The following is a 26546-nucleotide window of genomic DNA, read 5'->3' as shown; positions in this document are numbered from 1 at the left end:
GAGACACTCGAATGTGAGCTACTTTCCGGTTGAGGTTTCTTGAAATCAACCACAGGACAGGTGGAAGCATCTTAAAATAAAAAAGAAGCAATGCACCAGATCTTTAAAAGCATAAAACCAATGGAGTCAGAACAATTACAAAAATTATTTACTCATTTAGAAAAGGTTATTACATGGCGTATAAACAATCCATCAGAGGATTTTAATGTAGAAGCCCCTGAATTTAATACCAGTAACCATGAAAATTTTCAATTAGGAGATTATATTTCAGGGAAAGAGCTTGCCCATCAGGAAGTTGTGATTCTTTTAATGGCTTTATTACCACGATTGGATCCATCATTGTTGAAACGCATTTATTTGGAGTTTCCAGGGAGTGCGATGTTTGACTTCTGTGCAACCAATGATAGTGGCAGGCTCTTTTATCCTACAATTCAGACCGCTCAATATATTTTAGGAGGGGATAGTATCTCAGAACGATTGAAAGCACTGGATTATTTCGGCCCGAATTCGGTTTTGAGTAAAGAAGAACTCATTGCTTTCTCAGGTTCAGCTCATGAGAACAGCCAGATAAGAATTCATGAAGAAGCTTTTAATAAAATCATTTTTGGCTTGGATTTATTGCCGAAAATGAGCAATGATTTTCCTGCAGAACAAATACATACCCGTCGATCATGGACCGATTTAATACTTCCTCAAACTACGCTGCAGGAGCTTAAAAGTATTGAAGCCTGGTACCATAGCAGCAGGATTCTTATGGAAGATTGGGACATGCAGACAAAACTTAAACCAGGGTTCAGAGTACTGTTTTATGGAGAACCGGGAACCGGAAAAACTCTTGCAGCCAGTCTTTTAGGGAAATACACCAAACGTCCTGTTTTCAGAGTAGATGTCTCTATGCTGGTCTCAAAATATATCGGAGAAACAGAAAAGCAATTAGCTAAACTGTTCGACAAAGCAGAAAATAAAAACTGGATTTTATTTTTTGATGAAGCAGATGCTATTTTCGGAAAAAGAACCTCTGTAAAAGATGCCCATGACAAATATGCCAATCAGGAAGTTTCTTATTTGCTGCAACGCATAGAAACATTTTCAGGACTTATTATTCTGGCATCCAACTTTAAAAATAATATGGATAAAGCCTTTACGCGACGCTTTCATAGCTGCATACAATTCAATAATCCAAAGCATGAAGAGCGTCTGCGTATCTGGCAGCAAAACGTACCGGAACAATTACAGCTTGAAGATATTGATCTGGAACAAATTGCCAAACGATATGAATTAACCGGTTCTAATATTATGAATATCATACAGGATGTGAGTTTAAAAACAATAGCATTAAAAGAACCCGGCTACAAAGTAAGTGTAGACATGTTACTGGACAGCATTAAAAAAGAGTACGTAAAAGAAGATAAAATATTTATGTAAGAATTTGAATTCCAATCAGGTTTTCCGGAATTGAAGAATTCAAGAAATCAGAGCTATAGGCCTGTTCAATTTTTAAAACTAAAACCAATGAAAGCAAAAATTCTGTTATTGATCATATTGAGCAGCCTCATGTTGGGCTGCCGGAGTAAACACAAAATTACAACCACTTATAAAGAAAATACAAAAGAAACAGAAACAGAAAAAGCTGATTCTTTAAGCTTACAAAGCTCACAATCAATTCAAAGTATATCAGATGATGTGTCATTGAAGGAAGAGAGAAATGAAATCTCAGGAGATCTATTGATAAAAGGAAAATCTGATGTATCCAATCCCCTTATTTTCCATAACATAGTAGGGAGGGATACCATTCAGCGTATTTCCATTGTGGGAAATGCAGAATATTCCATCAGCAACCATTATGCAAAGGCCAGCCATGAAAAATCAGAGGTTAAAAAAGAAGAAATCACCTATGTTATTCAGGATTTAACTCAGAAAACGAGTTCAAAAGAAACGGTCAAAGAAGTAGCTTCAAAAGTCTCTGAAGAAACAAAGAAAATCCAATCAAATGGATTTGAAATCCTGGCCTGGATTTTCATTACGATTATTGGAATCACTTTAATACTCATCTTTTTCACCTATAAATATTTTAAGAAATGAAAACATCACAAAAAGGAATAAACCTGATTGTATCATTTGAAGGTTTCAGTGCTAAGCCTTATCTGGATTCTGCAGGAATTCCGACAATTGGGTATGGTAACACGTACTATCCGGGAGGAAAGAAAGTAACCATGAAAGATCCTGCAATCAGCAAAGAAAAAGGAATAGAGCTATTTTCATCTGTTTTACCAACGTATGAAAAAATCGTCAACAGTAAAATTAAATTGATTCTTACTCAAAATCAATTTGATGCTCTTGTCTCTCACACGTACAATACAGGAGGATCTGACACTCTGTTTTCTTTGATTAATAAAAAGGCAGATGAGAAAACAATCAGAAATTGGTTTACCGAGAAATACATTACTGCTGCCGGAAAAACGTTAAACGGACTCATCCGCAGAAGAAAGGCTGAGGCTGATCTGTTCTTTTCTAAATAAGCAATTCCCACCTAATAGTGGGGACTTTAAACCCTATATTATCATTGGAAATAAATCTCAAAGTCAGGTGATTTCAGAGATAGCAAAAGTGGAATCAGCTTCATTGATTCTTTCTAAGTAAATGCATACCATATAGCTTCATCTGCAACGATATGGTTTTCTTCGCTCCCCTTAAAATGCCGCGCAATAGAAATAATCTTTAGGCCTTTCCCCAATTATCAATTTTATCAAAACTAATTATCAATTATCAAATGAGTACACCATTACATACAATTTTCAGTTGGTTTGAAACTGGAGATTTTCCAACAGAAACCCAGTTTAAAGACACATTTTTATCTTTTTATCACAAAGATGACTTAATCCCTATGCAAGGCATTGAAGGGTTTGAAGAAATTTTTCAATTATTTGCCAGTGCGGAAGCATTTCAAGCACATTTAAAAGACCCAAATGCTCATTCAGAATATTTGGCTTTACTGAATGCAGGCAACCTGACTTCAGCTCATGTTAATAGCTGGAAAAGTAAACTTGGATTAAGCAATGCTGCTACCATTGACAGTTCTGATCAATTGGGTAATGCATATACTAAAATACAGGTAGATGGTTTTGTTGATGCATTGAAAGATGCTGATAAAGACTTAGCCCTGAAGATAGAAAATATTAGGAATATATTATTATCCAATGATTTGTCTTTAGATGAACTTCAGGAAATAGTAAACTTCATAAAAAAAAACCGTGACGATATTGAAGCTTTAAAAGCTATTCCAATAGGAGAATCAAGGGAAGATAAAGTAAAGCTGTTACTTGACTACGATGGGCTAGGCAGCCCGAAAAATCAACAGGAATTTAATAAGCAAGTCTATGATAAGGTTTTGCTGATTTCACAAACAGCTACAAGTGCAGTGGTACAGGTCACAGGAAGTACAGAGTTTCCTAATACCCTTGAAACGGAAAATGTAATCATCCAGGCCCGGGACAGTGTTACGGGGAAAAAAATAAATATTGACGATTACGCTACCAACCAAACCATAAAGATTAACATGTTTGGCGACATCGTTAATCCAATCAATATTCTCATTTTAAAAGTTAAACCATAAAAAATAAAAAACAATGAATAATAACGCAGTAATAAGTAATAACGCACATCAGGATAATTTTTTTGGAGAATTACAGCACACCCGCTTTCAGTATTTTGATACACTTCCCAGTACGGATAAAGCTATCCCGGGTTGGATCATTGATTATAAAAATGAGTTGCATCAGTGGAACGGTACCCAATGGATTAACCTGGCTCAAAATTACGTACATCCCGATTATCCACTGACTAATAATCCATTTCAAACAGATCAAACAAGCGGACTTCTATTGCTAAGTCAGATACTGACCAATAGTTCAGGACACGTTATTAAAATAGCAGGCCGAAATCTTACCAATGCAGATATTGTTTCCATCTTTTTAAATGATGCTATTCAATCAGGGACATTTACCTGGTCATCCAATAAGATTAGATCATATATTGAAAATTTCATAGGGCAAAGCCTTACTGGAGCATTGATTTATCAGCCGGGAGGCTATACTCCTTCTGCTGTTAAAGGTTCAATGGCTGCTCCGACACCGGTTACATCTGCTGCCATTAAAACAGGGATGGTGTGGGTGATTACAGCAAATGGCTGGGTGGGTAATGAGCCCGTTTCTGTTGGTGATCATCTTATTGCTAATACTGATGATGCTTCAAATGCTCCTAAAAATTATCAGATTATAGAAAAAGGCATTCCTGACATTGTAGATGCTACAGATACGGTGAAAGGACTGATTCAAATTGCTACAGATGATGAAGCTATTGAGGGAGTCAATCCTATTAAAGCAATGACTCCAAAATCTACGAAAGCTGTTCTGGATGAAAAAATTAAATCCAAAACAGTGCAAATCGGAGATGGCTCATCCGTTACTTTTTCCATTAATCATGGCTGGAATACCCTGAATGTTGATTATATCTGTTATCGTAATGCTGATAATAGAAAAATAAATGTAAGCTGTGTGGCTACATCGGCAAATGATGTACAGATAGATGTTTTAGCACCTCTTACCCCGAGTGAATATAGAATTACTTTAACTGCAAGATTAGACTAATGATTGCTCCTGAATATTTTAACAATCACATCGCTGTAGAAGGCGAAATAATTGTGAAAAGTGTTCCAAACGATGCAGGTTCTGTAATGGTTTGGAATTCTGTAACGAAAAAAATCAGCACAAGAACCCATGCGGAAATTGTGTCTGATTTAAATTTAGTGACAACTAATACCGAGCAAGTTATATCGGCAAGAAAAACATTCTCAGGGGGTACCGGGAATGCTTATAATTCAGTGGCTTTGGAATTAAGAGGTAATGGTACATCTGATACAGTTTACCCCGCCATTTCTTTTCATCAGCCGGGCCTTTATGGCGCTACATTGCAGTACAGGTCAAACGGTTATCACTTTATGAATATCAATGGGAATGCTTTTGATTACGTAAATTCTGCCGGGTATTATAAAGACGGTTCAGATAATGAAAAGTTTCTTACAGGAGGCGGTGGAGATTATGATTCCCGAAAAAAAGAAGACTCCTGGTTTCATTCAGGAAGAGACTTTCCGCAGGGAACACTGATTGAAACTGATGTAGACTATTCTGTAGACTATGGAGATCAGTTTCTTTTAGAGATCAAAGGTAATATGTACGGAAGTGATCAACCTTTGGATTGTAAGATCCAGGGCTATATCTATAACGGTACTATTATTTCTCATAGCGGCTATTCTACATTATATTACTGGGATGGGATTACGGCCTTAAACTTAAACGGTAAACTTTGTTTTTGGTTTACTCAATTGTCTTATTGGCAGGGGTTTGATGTAAAAGTAACTGTTGGGTATGGAGGTTTAGACCAAGGTAGAAACCGGGTTATTTCAGTTTCGGATCATCCGGACCCGGGAGGTACAAAAAGAGTTCAGATCAAGCTTAAACATTTACTAACCAAAGAAGAGTTAGTTTCTGATAATACATTTTGGGAGAAAAAAGATACAGGTGGCTATTGGGTATTAGATTCAGACAGACCTATAGCGGGTTTAAATGGGAATAGTTCTCAGGTTATTTTATCTGGTGGTTTACTGGCTTCTTCTGCTTATACTGATTCCCAGTTTATTCCTCCTTACGGAATACATTCAAGAGGTTTTGTGCAGACAGATGAAGGTTTTCAAAACAGATTTTACAAAGTAGATGAAAGAAATAGAATCTGGTCATTTGCTAATGCCGATACGTATGGACTTTCTTATTATCAGGGAAGTGCCAATAGCCTGAATGAAGGTATAGGTTTCCATTTTGGAGATGCCAATAATCCTACCCATTTTCTGGGGCGGTCAGGTCAGATTTATTCTAAACAGGGTATTTATTCTACTTCATTTACGACAGGTAATAACCAGGTTTTAAATTATGGTAATCCATCTACATTATATATAGGAAATCCTACTATTAATACTATTATAGAGTCTAATGGCAATGATATAATACACTATAAAAATGGAGTAAATGGAGTGGTTTGGGATGCTCATAATTTAGATCCGTCTACTTTTGTCAATGCTTCAGCTTTAAATAATTATGTTCCCTATAATGGCGCAACACATGATGTTAATCTTGGGGCAAAGGATTTGGAATTTGAAGGAGGGGGATCTATAAATAAGCACCAGAATAAGGTAAGAATATTTAATAAAGTTTATCAGGGCTATTATGATGATGGGGGACATACAGGTATTTTAGCTATTAAAATGCCACAGGCTTCACCAGATCATGCTATGTTTAGTATTGATATTAATATTTATGGATATGAAAGTCAATACCTGGGAAAAGTTAATGTAGCTTTTTACAAATATGTATCAGGGGCTATGGTCCCTAATGGTTCAAAAGCGATATGGGAAGTAACAGATAATTTTCCTACAACTACCGCAAGAATTGGGATAGGAACTGACGGATATGTCAGTATTTTATTAGGAGAGGCGGATACATTTTGGAATGCCTACTTATCATTTGAAGTAGCTAAAGTGGAAGTTAAATATGGGAACTATAATCAAGATTGGAATGTAGGATGGTCTCATGCAATAGAACCTAACTTTGATTTATATCCTGCCAATATCATTGTTTTGCCTTCTGATGTAGTCGCTACAAGAAGTTGGTTAACTAATTTTGCAGACAGCAGCTATATCCCTAAAGCAGTTCAGTTTAATGATAACTTCAACAGTCTTGGAGGCTATTCCAGTTCTGGAGTTTATAGAGCCAACAATAATGCGGGAGGAGTTCAGCATTTATACAGTCCTATGTTGCACATGGGTGCTCAGGATACCACAGCACAATTACAGGTAAAATATAATGATACGAGTGCAGATGCAGGAGAATTAGTTTATAGAAGCGGGCATAATGGCAACTGGACTCTATGGAGAAGAGCCTGGGACAATGTAAATTTCAAACCAGGTGATTATCAGACAAGAAATACGGATGAAATTATCTCGGCAGCAAAATCCTATTACAACAGAATACCTTTCAAACTAAAAAATAGTTCCTATAAATCCTGGTCCATTCAGAAACCTACAAATAACAATTTAATATTGGCACCTTCTGCTTCAAATAATGCGGAAGATTGGGATTTAAATAATGGTATAGAATTCACTGATGCTGGCCAGGTTTCTTCAAAAGGTTTTAATAAAATTGGCTATAATGATAACTATCTTTTAACTGCGGGCGGAGGCCATAGATTAGCAGCAGATTTTGTGTCATCTTCAGAGTTAGGAAACTATCTCAGAAAAGATGGAGGTACTATGACAGGTGCTTTTAATATAGAGACTCCAGCTATGTTAGGTAAGTGGAAAAGTACTGCACAGACAGGGAATTATTTGACATGGCAAAAGTATGATGGGGCTAAAGATATAGCTTATATTGGAGCTGATGGAGGTTCTGCCACATGGGGTGGGACAGGTGATAGTTTTGTAGTTAGAGCGGTAAATGACGGTGATTTATTATTGAATTCCGACAATGGTGTTGTTAAAATTCAAGGTGGAATTCCTTGGACTACTAACAATTTTAATCCCGCAGAATACTTAGCGAAAAGAGGTAATCATCAGGATGCAACTGCAGTAAAAACAGATTATCCTTTAAGCATTACAGATTGGGCTTCAGGTACCGGATTCCCGTCTACTTATGGTAACTCTTTACACATTGCAGGAAATAATACATGGTATCATAGAATAGATTTTCCTTTATTCAGCAATCACTTAGAGTATTGGCAGGCTATCAATACCACAACCATGACGAAAAAAGGTAATATTCCTTTATTGTCAGATGGAGAAACAATTTGGACTAACAATAATTTTAATCCTGATGCTAAAGTTAATTCTGCTGAAAATGCACAAACATTAGGGTTTTCAAGTGGTTTATCAGCAGGTGCACCTTACATATATCACAGAACAGATGGCTATGTATTCTTAGCTACTCAATCCTGGGTATCATCTAATTTTACGAGTCAAACTCTGTCAATTCAACCTGAAGGGGAAGATGGTCAATGGATAAATCTGACCAATTCAAACGGAGTTTTAGCTTCCAATTATTTTATTACATCCAGAGATGGTTCAAGAGACCCGAATACAGTTGTTACACCAAATGGTAATTCCCGTAGAGTTAGATTTGATTTTATTAACGCTGGATCTGTTGGAGGTTCTGGAAATTATGCGGGTGTAATGACTTACGCTCCATGGGATGGTACGTCTGCATCAACTGGGGATTCTTCATATCAATTAGCTTTTGCCAATCAAACTGGTATAAATGGAGAAGGAATACCAATGCTTAAAATAAGAAAAGGCATTGATGATAAGTGGTCTAAGACATGGTATAAATTATGGAGTGACGCAGATTTCTCACAAGGTCATATTAATAACTGGAATTTTATGTCTAGTAATGGTATTATTGTAAACCAGCAATTTACTAATAATACAGGTAATGGATTAATGGTTGCTGATGAATATAATGGCGGAGAATCTGGTATATATAATGAACAGGATGGATTCTATTTAGCTGTATTGGAAGGTGAGTATTATAAATATTCAAGCAGATATAATGGCTGGGAAGGTATTAATTTCAATAGAAAGAGCTATAACATTGGTATAGGTACAGATGCTAATGATGCCGATAAAGTAACTGTTTCAGGCTCGGTAAAAGCTACCGAAAACTTTAAATCAAAAGATGAGAAGCCTAATACTTTATTTATTCCGGACGGAAGTCTTTCTTATCTTGATGATGAGATTACCAATGAAAAATCCAGAATGAGATTATCTCATGGCATGATTGAGCAGCAGCCGGGAACTCAATATTATGATTCTGACAATAGAATGCTGGTAATCAGATGTGTATATGGTGAGCATTTTGTGTTAGGAAAATGTTTCCGAGGTCAAAGAATATTAGTGTTAAATGCTAGTGATAATTGGCAAGGATTTGACATAGAAAGTGCAGGATATTCATATAAAATACCACCTTATAGCTCTATCCAGTTATTTGTCTGGGATGAAAAGACCGTTTATAAATATGCAGAAAATAAAATGTATTAAAAATGATGAGTAATCACTAATATAAAATGACGTCACTTGTCTTAAAGTGGCGTCATTTGCCCATTCGTGATCAGGCTTGGCTATCTTCAGACACTTTTATATAAAGTTCGCTTGAATCAGAGGCAATTACCGTTATTTTTCAGATAAATGTGACTTTGAAATTAGTGTACAAGCGCCCATATTAAAACACCGATTCCGGCATACACAGTAACCGTAATGATATCAGCTATGGGTTGTGAAAAGCGTTTTTCTGCAATTTTTTCGCTGTTAATCTGGTTCTTATGAAATTTTAGAATTTTTTTAGGATTATAAACAGCGTGTGCAACCAGACTGTCGCTTTCCCATCTGTCAACTATTATTTTATAGCTCTTTCCAGCAACATCAATTTTAACATTTTTGTTAGGGGCAAGCGTCTCCTGAATATTAATTGGAACAGCAGTCGGTTGAGTAGCTATATTTTGTATTTGGGTAGAAGTATTATTCGCTAATTCAGCCGTCTTTTTTGGCCCCTGCTTATTGTCGGTTGCAGGATCCGGCTGTTTTTTTACCTGATAAGTATAACAGCTGGTAAGAGATAATAATGTTATGATGAGATAAAGATACTTTTGCATTAGCCAAATTTAAGAATTAAACGGAATATTTAGCATTTTCTTTTAAAAGATCCCTTTTTTATAAAAATGATGTCTGTAAATGCAGCGTCAGTTCTTATGGATTGGTTTACAGATAACGGGTTTTATCTGTAATCAATAATTCTATTGGATGAGGTGACATTATCCTGTTTTTAAACACTTTTATACATGATTCTGTTCGTTTGAGTTTGCTGAACTGTAAGTTTACTGCAACTACAGAATGGAGAGACCAAAAAACTTTCACAGGAACTAAAAAAAAATGAATTTTGAACACTGTAAATGCAAAGCAATATCATTCCATTACAGAAAAAAAGTCTACTGCAGCTACAGAATAGAACGGTCAAAAAACTTTTATAAGAGCATAAGAAAAATGAAATTTGAGCTCTGAAAAATGTGAAGAGTCATTGAATTCAGAAATATACTAAGTGAGCAGGCAGGATATATTGTAGGAAAAAATGTAGTGATACTGTAGACCCTCAAATAAAGATATAAACATTCACAAAATGCATAGTTCTGCTGATGATAGCATATCAATAATTCAATAATTGACACGATGATAAAGAGTGATGAATCTAAAATCGCTCAAAAAAAGTAAAATTCCATTCAAGGCAATCAGCCTATCAATAATAAAGGTTTCCCGGATGGCCGATTTTATCAAAACTAATTTTCAATAATCAAGATGAGTACACCATTAAATATAATTTTCAGTTGGTTTGAAAAAGGTGATATTCCAACAGAGTATCAATTTAAGCAGACCTTTTCTTCATTCCGTCATTTAGATGAAAAAATCAAAATGGACGAGGTGATGGGCTTACATGAAGCTTTTCAACAAACACTATCCACCACAATTTTTACAAATCATCTGGAAGATGAAAATGCACATATTTCAGCCCTGGCAAAACTTAATGCGGCCAATCTTACTGATGCCAATGTAGAAGAGTGGAAAGAAAAATTAAAAATCAAATTAGCCGCTACCATAGATGGAGGGGAAGAGATTGGAAATGTTTACACAAAAGAGCAGATCAGTGAAATTGTAAATGTAATTCAGGCAAAGGATAATGAAATGCTTGAGCATATTGCAAAAATTAACGAAATACTGCGCTCTAATGACGCCAATCTTGATGAGCTTCAGGAAATCGTAGACTATATCAAAGAAAACAGGGAACAGATAGAATTGCTTAAAGAGGTTGTTATTAGAAACATTTCAGATGATAAAATCAACCTTGCCGGCATTTATTCAAACTGGGGCGCAATTACTTATCAAAATCAGTTTAATGATTTGGTATATGATAAAATTAAAAACATCGAAGACGCGGCCAATGCCGAAAAAATAAAGCATGAAGAGAGAGTTAGGGGTGACTCCAGGATAAAACATGATCTTGATACACTAAGTTTTGTGATTGATGCTTATGACACAGTTACAATGTTTACAATACCCATTAAGGTGAGAAGAATAGACACCAACAATCTTGAAGTGCTATTTGACTCAGTACCACCCAATATAATTCAGTTAACAATTAAAAAAATATAATTATGGACATTAAATACGCTTATTACCGAAGTTCTGTTGGATATAAAATAGAAGGGAAAACAGACAATGATATTTTAACTGCCGGCGGCGGTACAAGGGGAATCAATTCTTTTTGGCATGATGGAAATTTAAATCCGTTAGATTATGTGCCTAAAACACGTACTTTAACAATTAATGGTACAGCTTATGATTTGTCAGCAAACAGATCATTTACAACGCCAGATACCATTACCCGTCTGAAAGGAGGTGCATCCGGTTCTTTGGTTTCCGGAGATGTTACCCTTGCAGCAGGTGCCAATATGGCGGTTAACCAGACCGGAAATACAATTACGTTAGTTTCTACCGATACAACCTACAGCGCAGGTAGCGGTTTGACATTGACAGGCACTTCATTTTCTTTACCGGTCACTACTTCAGGTACAGGAAATGTGGTTACGGGAATTACCCAGACAACCAATGGAATAACGGTGTCTTTGGGCTCTATGCCCACTACATCGGATTTAGCTAACTATATTCCGTTATCACAAAAAGGAGCTGCGAATGGAGTTGCTGCACTGGATGCATCAGGACTGGTGCCTGCATCTCAATTGCCATCTTATGTGGATGATGTTTTGGAGGGATATTATAAAACTGCTGACGGAAAATTTTACAAAGAAGCGGGTTATACTACGCTTATCACTGGTGAAACAGGTAAAATTTATGTATCCCTTGATACCAACAAAACTTACCGATGGACGGGAACAACGTTCGTTTATATCACCTCAGGGGCTGTAGATTCTGTAAATGGATTAACCGGTGTTGTAGTCTTAAACAAATCTCATGTTGGCCTAGGGAATGCTGATAACACGGCAGATGCAGCAAAAAATGTTCTTTCCGCTACAAAGTGGACTACAGTACGAACTATTACACTTTCCGGAGTTACCGCAACGGCACAAAATATTGACGGTTCTGGAAACGTAACAGTTCCTATTACTGCTGTTCCTGCGACATTATTAACGGGAACTGCAGCAGTCAATACAACCGGATCAGCTGCAAAACTGACAACACCGAGAACAATTTCTGCTTCAGGTGACGCTACGTGGACAGCAACTTTTGACGGTTCAGCCAATGTTACCTCAGGTTTGACATTAGCTGCAACAGGAGTAACTGCCGGGACTTATGATGAGGTGACCGTTGATGCTAAAGGTAGAGTAACTGCCGGTAGTAATAATGTAAAGTCGTACACGACCTCTATTTCCGGAACAGGTGGTGTGGTACACAATTTAGGGACCAGAAATGTAGATGTAGCCATGTATGACACGGTAACCTTTTACAAAATAGAAGGCAGAATAAGATTAACCGATCCGAATAAAATAGATGTTGAATTTGATTCTGCTTTACCTAATGCTGTATCCATAACAGTAACGCGTAAAGATATTTAACATGGATGTAAAATACGCATATTATAACACTTCTAAAGGCTATAAAGTAACGGGCGGCACAGCTGCTCAGTTTTTAAAAGCGGATGGTTCCCTGGATAACAATGCTTATGTGAATAAATCAGGAGATCTGATGACTGGTGCCCTTACATTTAATCATTCTATTGGTAGTACAATAAGAAAAGATTTATCTACGGTAACGGCAGCAACTGGATTTTCAAGAGATATTTTACAGCTGGCAGGCTCTAATGGGGTAGTGGATACTGTTGCGTGGTTTGGAGCTGTAGAGGCAGATGGGACAGTAAAAATGTCGTATGGATATTTCGGTGCAACAACTTACAATGCTACTAAGGCACTACTCTGGACATCAGATCAGAGGGTAGGAATTGGATTAAATGGATCCTCATTACCGCTGGATGGGTATAGGCTTCATGTTTCCGGGAATAGCTATACATCAGGTAACATAGGAGTTGCAGGAACTATTAACAGTACAGCGGGTGAACTTCAGGTTCAAAGACAGGGAGTAAACAGAATTAGAACAGGCTCTGCATTTACATTAATTTCAGGAGATGGAACTTCAGGAATTGTTTATTTGAGACCTCAGGGAGATTCAGTAAGTGCGGGTCAGGTAGTTATCAATGCTAATAACACTCAGTTTGTAGATGCTTATAATTTGTTATTTGGCAGTCAAACGGCGGCAGGATCAGCTATTTTCCATACTAACCTCGCTAATACGACACAGGGTTATGGGGTGTGGTTAGGCCAAAATTTACAATTTAATGGCACTGATTTTATTCAGCCAAGAGGATCATTGAGTTCATGGGGACTTACAGTGAATAACCATAAAAACTTCTCATTTAATTATGGGAGTGCTACGGGTACAAATGGGGAAATTCCGGCATTAACTGAGGTTGTAAAAATTAATAATACAGGTAGAATTACAACACTAAATGATGGAACTTCTTCTGATTGGATATCAGCATACAATACAGGCTTTCTTTACAAGGGTATTTTAGGTCCTACAGTAGATTTAAATAGTATTACTTCTACAGGATGGTGGGTTCAGACAGGAAATGCAAATGCAACTTCTGCAAATAATTATCCTGCAGGCTTAGCAGGTCAATTAAGAGTTTACTATACTTCAACACATATAGTTCAGGAATATACTACCTATGCTAATAACAATGATGTTTACAGGAGGTACTATTTCAGTGGAACCTGGTATCCCTGGACAAAAGATTGGGATTCAAATGATTTTTCTGCAGTAAATATAAACAACTGGAATACCGCATTTAATTGGGGAAATCATGCTAATGCAGGATATCTTACGAACGCTCCATTATCTAATTATTACACAAAAAATGAATCTTTAAATTTATTTGTTGGAAAAAATGGAGTTGAAACAATAAGCGATACAAAGACATTTACCAACAGTCCTGTGATTCCAAACGGAACGTTAGGAACTCATGCTGTAAACAGGAACCAAATTGCATTAAGTGCTACTCCTGAAAGTGAAAACGGGCAGCAATTAACGATTAGCGGTAACAATTCTGTCAGTCTTACAAATTATTTTGTAACATCAAGAGACGGATCAAGAAATGCAGATGATATTGCACCCAATTCTACGTCTAAAAGAGTAAGGTTTGATTTTGCCAAATCTAACAGTGCAGGCTTGGGAGCATCCGGAAATTATGCAGGAATCATGACCTATGCTCCCTGGGATGGTAACACTGCCTCTACAGGGGATTCTTCCTATCAGTTAGCATTTGCCAATCAGACTGGAATTAATGGTTCCGGCATTCCGATGTTGAAAATCAGAAAAGGAATTGATGGAAGCTGGACGACGTCATGGTATAAATTCTGGACAGAGGCAGATTTTACTGAAACAAATATTCAGCAATGGAATTATATGACTCAGTACGGGCTACAGCTCAACCAGGATTTTACAGTAAATACAGGATCAGGTTTAGTGATTTCAGATAATCATCTCAATAGTGATGAGTCAGGTATTGTAGATATTCATCAGAAAAGATTTTTAGCAACGAAACGAAAAGAATATTATTCTTATGGTTCCGAGTATGATGGGTTGGGAGGTTTAAATTTTCATATAGAGTCCACTCGCTTCGGAATGGGAAGAGGAGCCAATGATAGTGATAAGTTAGCTGTAAAAGGCTCCATAAAAGCCAGTGAAAATTTTAAATCTGAGGATGAAAACCCGGATACAATGTTTATTCCTAATGGCAGAACATCGAGTCTCAGAGATGAAATTGTTAATGATCAATCTGATCCTAAGAATTATGCCGTTAGATTAGATCCGCATGAATATGAATTCTCTTCCAGCAATCTTAGCATAGATGATAGAAACAGGCTTATCCATGTTATTGGAGAACAGATTAAAATGGTGGTCAATTTCAAAGAAATCTATCCGAAACAGCAGATCGTTATTTATAACTTTGACAATGGAGGTACCATGGGAGTTGATGTATATGGCAAAAGAATATATAATATCAGCCCAAATTGTTTCCTTAGGTTGTATGTGACAAAATCAGGAAGAATAATTGCAGAACAAGAACAGAACTGTAAGTTTATCTGGTAAAAAAATATAATAGTTATTCTACGGAATATAGATTAAAAACTTCTTACTATAATGTAAGATAAAGCCAAACCGACAGTCAGAGGATGAAAGTCTTCTGATTGTGGGATTTGTGTTGTATTACCGTGAGAGCTGCAAATATCAAATCTGGTAAAAATTGCCTGAATAACATTTTTTGTCTCTCAAATTGAAACACCTATGAGTTATTAACGGATAAAAAAATATCGCCACTTGTTTAAAGTGGCGATATTTTTTTGTGAACCTACTGGCAAGAACATCTAACCAATTTTTAAAATATATTGAATGTGTTTTAAGTGTATGTATTTGGTAATTAATATTTTGTAAATTATTTACTTAGGTTTGAATCCTGTTAATGTTTTGGTTTGTATCTTTCCTTTTCTGATTTAGAAAAAAGATATTGGTTAATCGAGCTGGATTTACATTAATTTAAAAGCTAAAAGGATGACAATAAAAATCTATAGACCTGAAAATCCTATATTAAAAAAGTATATTGAATGCTTTTATATTCTGGAGCAAACCTCTGAAGAATCTTCTGCAACTTATTTTACCTTTCCAAGCATTTATACAATTGTCACTATTAGTGAGAAAACAGAAACTTTGGTCACCAAAAATAAAATAACAACTAGGCATTGCCAGTCCAATCCAATTGAAACCAACCTGGTAAGCAATTTTAATGAACCTGTATTGATCAGCTATAAAGGTATAATCAATGAAATTACTACTTACTTTAAACCATTGGGGATAAATGCTTTTATACCGAATAATTTAAGAGATTATTCAGAGGGAAGCTTTCCTGATTTTAGTCCATACGCGGATTATAAAGAAACCATGGCAGCCATTCTTTCCTTAAAAGTTCCGGATGAAAAAATCAGAGCAATAGAATTGTATTGGCTTTCAAAATTTCATCCGTTTGAGAATGTCTTGTTGGCGGAGGTGCTGACTGAAATGTTCGATACAGATAATATCAATCAATCTATGACGAAATTGTCTTATACAACGGGTCGGTCACGAACAACGATAAACAAGCATTTTGATCAGTATATTTGTAAAACACCTTCTCAGTTCAAGAAAATCATCAGATTCAGGGCAGCTGTTCAAAGCCAGCTTGAAAATAAAGATAGAGCAGGATTGTCTTATAGTATGGATTATTTTGACCAGTCACATATGATCAGGGATTTTAAAAAATTAACAGGTTTTACCCCAAAAGTTTTTTTTTCAAAAATAACAACAGTTGAAAAAGATCTCATAAAATGGATGTTTATTTAGTGGGGTTTACAAAAATACAATGATGCTGGTTTATTAAATAGTAACATTGCAGCTTAATAATGTCATTAAATAATTTATGAAGCTAATCCTAATAATACTGTTATTCCCAATTCTTATTTTTGGACAGAAAAATGCGTCAGCTACTCTTGCGGAATATATGCAGGCTCAGGTTGAAATAAATAATTTTAGTGGAACTGTTCTTGTTTCGAAAGACGGCCATGTTTTACTAAAAAAAGCGTATGGTTTGGCAGATTATGAGTGGAATATTAAAAACACCATAGATACTAAATTTCAGTTGGCCTCAGTCACAAAACAATTTACCGCCACAGCTATACTTCTATTGATTGAAAAAGGGAAACTGTCCCTTGATGATAAACTGAGTAAATTTCTGCCAGATTATCCCAAGTCCGATAGTGTTACGATCCATATGTTATTATCGCATACTTCAGGGTTGGCTATGGGTTTTAAAGACATAGCTTTAAGCTCTGTGGACAAAGATTCTGCCTATACCGAAATAAAAAAAATACCGTATGAATTCTCTCCTGGAATTAGAGGTAGTTACAGTAATATTGGCTATTATTTATTGGCTAAGATCATTGAAAAAGTGTCAGGTGAAAAGTATGCCGTTTTCTTAAAGAAGAATATATTTGAAAAAGCAGGGATGAATAATACGGGCGTCAGTAATAATAAATCGATAGTTGAAAAAAAAGCAAAGGTTTATTGTCTTACAGAAAGCGGGCTTATTCACAATCCCTATATCAACTGGGAGATTAATTTAGGACATGATGGCGTTTATTCTACTGTTGAAGATCTGGCCTTATGGGATAAAGCTCTGTATGGAACAGATATTCTTTCCGCACAGATGAAAAAATTAATGTTTAAGTCCTATAGCACTGAAAATTGGGGATATGGCTTTATAATCAATCCGTTTTATAATCACGGACATCAATTAATTGCCCATGACGGAGGATTTTTTGGTACAATGACTTCCTTTAACCGATTTACGGATGACAAACTTTTTGTGACTGTACTTTCTAATAACGAATCATTTTCCCATATTATAGCGTATGGACTTTCCGCTATTGCATTGGGAAAAAAGGTTGACCTTCCTTACAAACACCACCGAATTGAAATAGACACAAGTTTATACGATCAATATGTCGGTAAGTATGATAAAATTGCCATATTGAAAATTGACGGTAAGCTTTATTTTAATAGTACAGAGATGGAACTTATCCCAGAATCTAAAACCAAATTTTTTAGAAAAGATAATAATGACAGAACAATTGAATTTATTCCGGACAGTATGGGGCTTTACAATTCTATAATTCTGACCAAAGGCGGAGTAAAAGAAGTTATAAGAAGGAGTAAATAACTATGATGATCAGGAGGTTTATTCATCTGTAACTATTCAATATTTTCAAAGTTTACATTTTATTTACAATGCAAATTCCTCACAATGAAATATATTAAAGTAATTTAACCGGATCAACTTTGCTAGGATTTTAAAAATAAAAAAAACATGAAACACCTACACTTATATGTTTTGTTAATATTTGTTTTTTACATCTCATGTGGACAAAACCAAACAAAAGTATCACAGGAAAATATCAAGTCTGGCAGAGCTAACTATTCCGAGTCTCAGCTTAAAGAGGCGGAAACCTCCAAGGTGCCTATGAGTATGGTCCGGAATGTAAAACAAGATAGGAACGGAAACATTTTGATTGCTTCTTATTTTGGCGTGTTTCGATACGATGGAACATCTTTTACTAATCTAACAGGTAAAATAAGCTCGCCCTGTTTCTCCAGCTTCTGGGATGTTCTGGAAGATAGAAAAGGAAATCTTTGGTTGGGTACCAAGGATTCAGGAGTCTATTATTACAATGGTGAATCCTTCCGGCATTTTACAACAAAGGATGGTCTGGGCAGTAATTCAGCACTTCATATATATGAAGATAAAGCCGGTAATATTTGGTTTGGCACAGGAGGTGGAGCAAGCCGTTACGATGGAAAATCTTTTCGGAATTTCACAATGAAAGACGGACTGCCCAATAATGTTATTAACACATTCATGGAAGACAAAACCGGAAAATTGTGGATTGGGACAAGAGGTGAGGCGTGTTTTTATGATGGAAAAACATTTACTGTTTTCAAAAATAAAGAGGGTAAAGCCTTCAGCAACATTTGGTCAATAATCGAAGATAAAAAAGGAAATATTTGGTTCGGTGACGTTCATGGTCTCTGGCGTTATGATGGCAGTACCTTTACCAATGTTTCGCAGAGAGGCGCTTATGCTATAATCGAAGATAAAAAAGGAAATATCTGGACTACGGGTGAAGTAAATCCACAAACCTGGGCACTTTCACGTTACGATGCAAAGTCCTTGTACAATAAAGTCCCTACCTTAACAGAAATTAAGTCAGGAGGAAGAATGGCTTTTTTGGGGATATTGGAAGCTAACGATGGAAGTATTTGGTTGGGCTCTGGAAGTGGTGTGAGTCGTTACGATGGAAAGACTGTCACAGATTTTAAAAATAAAAAAGGTCAGAAATAAGTGGAAAATAGATGTTAAATCGGCAATATTCATTCTCTTTATTCTATAAAACATCTCAATTCCAACGCATATAAGATAAGATATCCAAATCAGAATGAATAACCTAAGGCTGCTGCTTATTATTTCCATGCCTGGTTGATTACTGCGCTCATGGGTGCAATCATTGGTTCGGCGCCGTATTTTTCTGAAAGTTTTTTTTCAAGCTCTATTTTTATCTCATCCATCCATTCTGGATAATGCTGTCTGATCTCTTTAAAAACAAACCCTCCTTCAACGAGGCCTGCCGCAGTTTCTTTTGCGGTTGTGCAAATCGAAAACTGCTCTATAGTTTCATTGAGTATTTTTGAAAATCCCACATTTTCTAACTGGCATCTTATGACGGCTTTATCACTCATAGACACAGCAAGATTGTATGATTCAGGCAAAGGATCTTTCAGGTATTTTTCTGCTACCAATCTTGAGACATAAGATACCATATTATATTCCAGTTTATCCCACGTAGTAAAGATGAAGGTCCCGCCTGGCTTTAAAACACGATAGGCTTCACTAAATGCTTTGTGCTTATCCGGAACAAACATATATCCAAAGCAACATACCACTAAGTCAATACTATTATCGTCGAATGGAAGATCTTGTGCATCTATCACTTGCCATCCAATATCAAGATGGGCCAATTTTCTTTTTGCTTCGGCTAACATATCAGCGTTAATATCCGAGGCGATGAGCTTTGCCGAGGGCATGATTTTCTTTCTGATATGCCGCGTAACTCTACCTGTTCCCGCAGCTATCTCTAATGCAACAGAAACTGTCGCTGAATCAATGCGTCCTGCAACCTCTATGCCCCAGGGTTCAAAGAAAAGAGGGCCAAGGAAATGATCGTAATGATGCGCTTCGTCATCGGCACAATTAAAAGAAGAAGAAGTTGGTATATCACTCATAAAATATAGGTTTTTAATTGCGAGTTGAAAAACAGCGATGGTGAAAAGCAACTATGTAAGCATGGCAAGCATCTCTAAGAGTTTTTAGAAATTCTCTTAGTTTATAATTCACTTTTCTCATATTTTGTATGTGTAATGATACAAAACTTAGAACTTATTTTAAGCTATTGTTTATCCGTTTATTGAAATTTTCGTGGACAAATAGGTTATATGATGAATTTAGCTGTAATAAACTGTATTAAAGATAATTATATTTTTGATTCTAACGAAATCAAATTCTAAATTTTAAAGGTTTTACAAATCAGGATTTGAGTTTTTAGATTTTATAGAACTAAAAGTCAGTGAAGCTTCCGGTACATTATAGTGCAACAACCGTAAACTGTTATGAGATTAGGTTGTATTATCTATATTTGAGATGCTGTATTTACTTCGAAATTTCTGATCTGATTAAACAGTTTTCCTGCTGCAATTTTTATTTGTTTATGAATTCAAAAATTGAATTGACAAATTCCTCCGGCTATTTCTGCCATTGCCAATAGGTATAGGAGCCCGTTTTCTTCTGCACCATTCATCTTACCTTGTGTAATCATGTCGTGTCCGCAATCTTTTATGGTAATGATCTTGTGTTTCACGCCTGCCTTTGTCAGGTAAGTTTCCATTTTGTTTTTGTTCTCGGCGGGTGGAACCTAATACATTTTTCTCCCCGAAAATACTTGATTACAAAATAAAAAATTCAATTAAAAAAAACATAAATGTAGTATTTTACATTCCAGTATTTTGCTTTTCTAGAAGGATAGTTAATACAGTGATTTTAGTGTTAATGTTTTCTTAAAGAATAAATAACACTTTGTTTCCCTACTAGTTTCGATATTGTAATACTTTTCGAGTACAAAAAAAAACTAATGCGGAAACTCTTCATGAATGTATGTGTATTGTACACAGGCTTAAGTATATCTGCTCAGGAAGTGGTATGGCAGAAAGACATCAAATCCTCTACCCAGGATTTCCTGAGTCAGGTCACCACAACAATTGATCAGCAATATTTGGTTACCGGAAGCTCTATTCAAAGCAATAAGCAGAAAACATCCGGAAATAAACAAAACAATGGTTACGATTTTCACCTGGTGAAACTGAATCAGCAAGGAGAGGAAGTCTGGGAAAAATACTTCTCAGGATCCAACCATGATTATCTGTCTGCAACAGTTACCACACAAGATGGCGGATTTCTAGTAGCTGGAACCTCTTTTTCAGGAAAAGGGTTCGATAAAAAAGACAATTCTAAAGGAGGATCAGATATCTGGCTGATCAGAATCAATGAATTCGGTGATGAATTATGGCAAAAAACCTTGGGTAGTTCTTCAGACGAAGAAGCAAGAGCGGTTATTCAAACTACAGATTTGGGATTCGTTATTGCCGGAAATGTACAGAATTCTTCAAAAGGTTATGGTTCCAAAGATGTATGGGTTACCAGAATCGATAAAAATGGAAAAGAATTATCCCAATTAATCTTAGGCGGGAAAGGCTTAGATGAAGTGGAAAAGATGATTCCAACGAAAGATGGAGGAGCTTTACTGGGAATCTACTCAAGAAGTTCATCCGTTAAAACGAATAATCAGCAACCAACGATCAACACTATTACTTCGACTGATAAACCTGCAACTCAGAGCCCGCTATCTGCAACCTCAAAACAAAGCGACAACTTCGGTGAAGGCGACTACTGGATTGTCAAGCTAGACAAGAACGGAAAAGTAGAATGGGAGAAAAACTTTGGAGGCAAAGGAGATGATCATATCAGAACTTTAGCTTTGGCTTCAAATGGCTTTATCATCGGTGGTGAATCCAGATCAGAAAGGTCAGGAAACAAAACCGTAGGTATTGAAGAAGGAACAGACCTTTGGCTGGTTTCTTTAAATGAAAGAGGTGATGAACAGTGGCAGAAATCCTACAATTTTAAGAACAGAGATATCCTAATGAGTATGAGTGTACTTCACTCGGCAGATGACAAGTCTTCTAAAGGAATTCTATTAGGCGGATATACTCAGACAGAAGGAAGAATACAGACTGATGATGAAACCTTCTGGATGCTATACTTGGATCATAATGGCAATGAGCAGTGGAGAAAACATGTCAAAGGAGAATCCAGAAAGAAAGAAGAGAGACTTTTCGATTTGAAACTCAACAGAGACGGATCCTTTATTCTTGCCGGAACCAGTGCAGAAGAGTTGGGGAAAGAGAATTGGAAGATCGTGAAGCTGGGAGACAAGCAAGTTGATCAGCTGATTGAGAAATATGACATCAAAATCTATCCCAACCCTGTTTCAGATTATGCTTACGTAGAAATCGGTTTTGATTTTAAAGATGCCGATATTCTGTTGTATGATATGAGTGGAAGACAGCTTCAGAGCGTAAAAACTAAAAGCAGAGTAACTAAAATCAATACACAGGCTCTGGTCCAGGGAGCATATCTGGTGACGATAAAAACAGATACGAATAAAACAGCGAATTCAAAACTGATTAAGAAATAACCATGAAAAAACACTTTTTTATATTTTTAATTCTATCTTTCTGTTTTACTTACGGACAAAAGGAGAAGACAAAAAAAGAATCAGATACCATTAAAGTTCTGGCGAAAACAACCACTACTACGAATAATTCAACCAATAAAGATGATTACTTAGCTAAAGCTTTTACTGTTACAACTCCTGAAGTTTCACAATTAATTAAATCTGAACTCATTCCGATTAATTATGCAACCGGCAGGGCAGAATATTCAATTCCTATTTTTGAAGTTAAAGAAGGAAATATTAGCGTTCCGGTAATGTTAAAATACTCATCAAACGGGGTAAAAGTAACTCAGGAAAGCACGAATGTTGGATTAGATTGGGTTTTAATAGCCGGAGGTAATGTGACAAAGTTTGTTAATGATATTGATGATAATAAATATAGAGTCAACCAGAATTCAAGTAATTATCCCCGTGCAGAATGGGATGAATCTTCGCTAACATGGATAACAGTGTATGATGCATCCTCAGATTGGGGGCAGTATGTAAGTAAAAAAGGACGACTGGTTAATGATAGTGATGTTGAATTTATGCCGGACTCCAAAATTACTGCCGCATCTTCAAATTACGAGCAATATACAGATATGGCGGCAGACACTTTTTTTGCAGTCGCACCTGGATTAAATTCCAAATTTTATTTAAATAAAAAAACAAATCAGGACGGCAATTGGGATACAAGATTTAGTACGTACGGTTACAGAGGCCATGAATTAGATGGGTTTGGCAACAAAATTTATGTCAACAAGTATGATAAATTTGACATTAGTAATGTTCCCAATAAAGGATGGATGGGATGGAATACTGTTTTTCCTACGGAGTGTAGTATGAAATTGGGCAATCTTGATAATTATGCTACACAGAATAATTATTCATTGTTAAGAAACAATGCTAAAGATTATGATCAGTTTCAGGTAATCAATGCATATGGAAATGTATATTCATTTAAAACAAACGATGTCAATATCAGTTCCACAACTGAGTTTCCTTTCAGTAGTTTTACAGATTCATCACCTGAATATCCCAAAAGTGAAATGTCAATATGCAAGCTTATCTTAAAAAATAACTATAATATTGATATTAATACGTGGAATCTCGATTCTATACTGGATGTTACTTCCAATAAAAAAGTAACTTTTACCTATAAAGAGTTCCAGCAATCTCAGACTAAGCTTAAGGATCTTGATAAAGGTAAAGTAATTTTAAGTTCATATATTATTAATTATGGAAATGGGGGCAGTATTATCAATTATCCGGGAGGTGGTATTTCACCCGTAGATTATACCAGCAATAAATATGCTCAAAATACTGTATATCATTATGTAGAAGAAATTAACTGGAGTGAAGGTAAGGTGAAATTTTTCTATGATTTTACCAGATCCGATGCTTTTGATGATAATAATAACGTAAATCCTAAACGGGCACTTTCCCAGGTTATTGTTTATGATGTTAACGGGCAGATTGTTAAAAAGGTGAAACTAAACTATGGTTATTTCAAAAATACGCAAGTTTCAAGTGACCTGGATTTAAGATTAAGATTAGACGATGTTGCATTTTATGATAAAGATGATACTTTTCTCTACAATTATAAACTTGATTATAATCCCCTTCCAATGCCTTCAAAAGGAACTTCGGAAGCTACCAAAAATTATAGAGATCTTTTCGGTAATTTTAAACAGCAATCGGCCGGAAATTTTCCTAAAACATATTATCAAATCATAAATCAGAAGTTCAAATTTGATAATCTTCCACTTAATGGAACCACTTTTTTATATGGTGATATAGACATGACTCCGGATAATCAAGCGTCTATAGGAATGCTGAACCAGATTACAACTCCTACAGGAGGGTATTTCCAATTTGCATATGAGCTAAATAGATTTCTTTTGAATGGCCAGGAACAACTGGGTGGTGGAGTCAGAGTCAAAGAACAAAAGATACTTGATGACTATACGGCCAGAACGATTAAGTATAAATATCTGAACGATAGTGGCGCTTCTTCGGGGACTATAGGAAGTATGCCTTCTATGACTACTAACAGAATTGGGGGATGGTACAACAGTGTCAGCGATTCCGGTGTTGCTTCTTATCCGGCGGTGTATTTGTCACAGCAGAATATGCCTGAAACTGATGACGGAAGTTTTGTGATATATGAAAAAGTGACCGAAGAAGAAACCGGAAAAGGAAAGCAGGTGTTTTCTTTTACGGGATTTAGTAATTATCCTAATATTTATCCTCACACAGAAGATCATACGGGTGGTGTTTATGGAAGTAGGCTTGTGGCGAATGAAAATTATTTCAAAAACCGCAGCCATTTAAGAGCAAAGTTGATTAGCAAAGAAGTTTACGGTGAAGGAGCAGCTTTTCCAATGCAAACAGAAACCTATATTTACAAAATCGGGAAGGATGTTAGTACAGATTTTAATGTATACTTTTCTAACTCATATATTTTTAAACCTTCCTGGAGTCTGATTATTGATAATACTCCAGAAAATCTTGTATTATATAAAAAGATTAACCGGAATAATTATTTAAGTATCAGTAACTTTAATGAAGAACAGGTCACAAAGGAATATTTTGGAGCCAACCCGGTTTTAAATAATGGTGTACCAATATCGTACAATTATCAGGAACCCTTTTTTCTCCCAACAAAAGAGAAGATAACTCATTTTGATGGAAGCATTACAGAAAACTCTTTTGCCTATCCTTTGACACAGGGAATGCAATACTTGATTAATTTAAATATTGTTGCCAATTCACAACTTCAAAGTTCAATCAAGAAAAAAAATGATACGGACCAGGGAAAGGTCATATCAACAGTATATAAAAATTTTCCATCAAGTCAGGCTGATGCTGATTTGAAAACAGCTGGATTCCCCTTGCCTTATGCCGATCTTTCTACCAATATCCTGATTAATTCACCAGTTGTACAAATGACATACGATAAGTTTGACAGCAAAGGAAATTTACAGCAATTTACAAACAGGGAAGGTGTGCCGACCACTGTTATCTGGGGGTATAATCAGACAAAACCCATCGCTAAGATAGATGGAGCTAAATTCTCAGATATTGATTCCTCCCTTATTAGCAGTATTGTGAATGCTTCAAATAACGATGCAGCAGCTTTGCCAAACAATGATGAGACTACATTATTAAGTACTTTAGATAATTTCAGGGGTAATTCTGCTTTTGCAGCATATCAGGTAACAACCTATACTCATGATCCACTGATAGGGCTTAGAAGTATTACAATGCCGGCTGGTACAAGAGAGAGTTATATTTATGATAATGCATTGAGGCTTCAGAAAATAACAGACAGAGCAGGAAAAACTGTAAAAGAGTATAAATATGGATATGTACCTACGGTTTACTATTATAATACTTCCAAAAGTCAGTCATTTACAAAAAATAATTGTAGCCAGTCAGGAGCAACTCCCGTACCTATTGTTTATACTGTGCCTGCAGGAAAGTACTCCTCCACTATAAGTCAGACACTGGCAGATCAGACAGCCCTTAATGATATTGCTGCTAATGGTCAGTATTATGCCAATGCCAATGGTTTATGTAACTCTACAATATCTTGCAGTCTTTCATTCAATACATCTATAGGGATTTCGGGAGGAGGAAGCGCTTCTGTTACTACTAATGCAATGTATAAAGTAAGTTTTGGGTTTTCCTCCGGATCAAACTCAGTCAATTTACCTTGGACGACAACAGGTGTAAAAGTGGCTGACATTGTAGGAAACTGCAGGCCAACATCAGATTATTCATCTTACAACGGACAGGTGTATTATACAATTAAAACCAATGGGGAGATTATAATAAGAAGACATTTGGGAGTTTCTACCCCCAACAATACTTCCTATAATTATGAGCTATACTTTCCCGTAAACTAATTAACC

17 protein-coding genes are annotated in these 26546 nt (G+C 36.0%); 14 read left to right on the top strand and 3 right to left on the bottom strand.

All coding sequences use genetic code 11. From position 1 onward, the window contains the following. Positions 1-90: 90 nt before the first annotated feature. The 6 genes from CHRYMOREF3P_RS05830 (at position 91) to CHRYMOREF3P_RS05805 (ending at position 9136) form a co-directional block, all read left to right on the top strand. Entirely contained in the window at positions 91-1425 is a 1335-nt protein-coding gene (locus CHRYMOREF3P_RS05830) for an ATP-binding protein (RefSeq protein ID WP_077418694.1), read from the top strand. A gap of 87 nt (positions 1426-1512) precedes the next feature. Next, complete coding sequence (locus tag CHRYMOREF3P_RS05825; RefSeq protein ID WP_077418695.1) at positions 1513-2082, top strand: hypothetical protein; 570 nt, start codon at positions 1513-1515, stop codon at positions 2080-2082. Then, positions 2079-2519 carry a lysozyme gene (locus CHRYMOREF3P_RS05820; RefSeq protein ID WP_180564094.1) on the top strand — a complete coding sequence of 147 codons (441 nt, stop codon included), beginning with the start codon at positions 2079-2081 and terminating at the stop codon, positions 2517-2519. Before CHRYMOREF3P_RS05825 ends, CHRYMOREF3P_RS05820 begins: the two co-directional genes overlap by 4 nt. Before the next feature lie 251 nt (positions 2520-2770). After that, positions 2771-3613, top strand: a complete 843-nt coding sequence (locus CHRYMOREF3P_RS05815; protein ID WP_077418697.1) for a hypothetical protein — start codon at positions 2771-2773, stop codon at positions 3611-3613. A 13-nt stretch (positions 3614-3626) separates the two neighbouring features. Further along, the gene (locus tag CHRYMOREF3P_RS05810; RefSeq protein ID WP_180564093.1) at positions 3627-4646 is read left to right on the top strand and encodes a hypothetical protein; all 1020 of its coding nucleotides are present in this window, start codon (positions 3627-3629) and stop codon (positions 4644-4646) included. Then, positions 4646-9136 carry a hypothetical protein gene (locus tag CHRYMOREF3P_RS05805; RefSeq protein ID WP_077418699.1) on the top strand — a complete coding sequence of 1497 codons (4491 nt, stop codon included), beginning with the start codon at positions 4646-4648 and terminating at the stop codon, positions 9134-9136. The genes CHRYMOREF3P_RS05810 and CHRYMOREF3P_RS05805 overlap by 1 nt, the downstream gene beginning before the upstream one ends. Before the next feature lie 161 nt (positions 9137-9297). Here the strand turns inward: CHRYMOREF3P_RS05805 and CHRYMOREF3P_RS05800 are convergent, their stop codons facing one another. Next, positions 9298-9747: a hypothetical protein gene (locus CHRYMOREF3P_RS05800; protein WP_180564092.1), complete on the bottom strand. Its 450-nt coding sequence runs from the start codon at positions 9745-9747 to the stop codon at positions 9298-9300. Between the two features lie 697 nt (positions 9748-10444). On the opposite strand from CHRYMOREF3P_RS05800, the gene CHRYMOREF3P_RS05795 reads away from it, so the two are divergent. From CHRYMOREF3P_RS05795 to CHRYMOREF3P_RS05770, 6 genes are all read left to right on the top strand, one after another. Beyond that, positions 10445-11296: a hypothetical protein gene (locus tag CHRYMOREF3P_RS05795; RefSeq protein WP_077418701.1), complete on the top strand. Its 852-nt coding sequence runs from the start codon at positions 10445-10447 to the stop codon at positions 11294-11296. A 2-nt stretch (positions 11297-11298) separates the two neighbouring features. Continuing rightward, positions 11299-12717, top strand: coding sequence for a hypothetical protein (locus CHRYMOREF3P_RS05790; RefSeq protein WP_180564091.1), 1419 nt, complete (start codon positions 11299-11301; stop codon positions 12715-12717). Position 12718: 1 nt separating this feature from the next. Beyond that, positions 12719-15310: a pyocin knob domain-containing protein gene (locus tag CHRYMOREF3P_RS05785; protein WP_180564090.1), complete on the top strand. Its 2592-nt coding sequence runs from the start codon at positions 12719-12721 to the stop codon at positions 15308-15310. A gap of 459 nt (positions 15311-15769) precedes the next feature. Next, positions 15770-16594 (top strand): helix-turn-helix domain-containing protein, encoded by an 825-nt coding sequence (locus tag CHRYMOREF3P_RS05780; RefSeq protein ID WP_180564089.1) that lies wholly within the window; start codon positions 15770-15772, stop codon positions 16592-16594. 76 nt (positions 16595-16670) lie between these two features. After that, positions 16671-17969: a serine hydrolase domain-containing protein gene (locus CHRYMOREF3P_RS05775; protein ID WP_077418705.1), complete on the top strand. Its 1299-nt coding sequence runs from the start codon at positions 16671-16673 to the stop codon at positions 17967-17969. Positions 17970-18116: 147 nt separating this feature from the next. After that, complete coding sequence (locus CHRYMOREF3P_RS05770) at positions 18117-19148, top strand: two-component regulator propeller domain-containing protein (protein ID WP_180564088.1); 1032 nt, start codon at positions 18117-18119, stop codon at positions 19146-19148. Positions 19149-19267: 119 nt separating this feature from the next. On the opposite strand, the gene CHRYMOREF3P_RS05765 is transcribed toward CHRYMOREF3P_RS05770, so the two are convergent. Then, a complete protein-coding gene (locus CHRYMOREF3P_RS05765) occupies positions 19268-20086 on the bottom strand; it encodes a class I SAM-dependent methyltransferase (RefSeq protein WP_180564087.1) in 819 nt (272 codons plus the stop codon). 488 nt (positions 20087-20574) lie between these two features. Then, complete coding sequence (locus CHRYMOREF3P_RS05760) at positions 20575-20745, bottom strand: hypothetical protein (RefSeq protein ID WP_175627277.1); 171 nt, start codon at positions 20743-20745, stop codon at positions 20575-20577. A gap of 243 nt (positions 20746-20988) precedes the next feature. Here CHRYMOREF3P_RS05760 and CHRYMOREF3P_RS05755 point away from each other — a divergent pair, with 243 nt between their 5' ends. Continuing rightward, a complete protein-coding gene (locus tag CHRYMOREF3P_RS05755; RefSeq protein WP_180564086.1) occupies positions 20989-22611 on the top strand; it encodes a T9SS type A sorting domain-containing protein in 1623 nt (540 codons plus the stop codon). A gap of 2 nt (positions 22612-22613) precedes the next feature. Continuing rightward, positions 22614-26540: a DUF5977 domain-containing protein gene (locus CHRYMOREF3P_RS05750; protein WP_180564085.1), complete on the top strand. Its 3927-nt coding sequence runs from the start codon at positions 22614-22616 to the stop codon at positions 26538-26540. Positions 26541-26546: the final 6 nt, after the last annotated feature.

Origin of the sequence: Chryseobacterium sp. JV274, assembly GCF_903969135.1 — a bacterium.
GTDB lineage: Bacteria > Bacteroidota > Bacteroidia > Flavobacteriales > Weeksellaceae > Chryseobacterium.
Note: the sequence above shows the minus strand (reverse complement) of the source record. Positions and strands in the feature narration are given on the sequence as shown.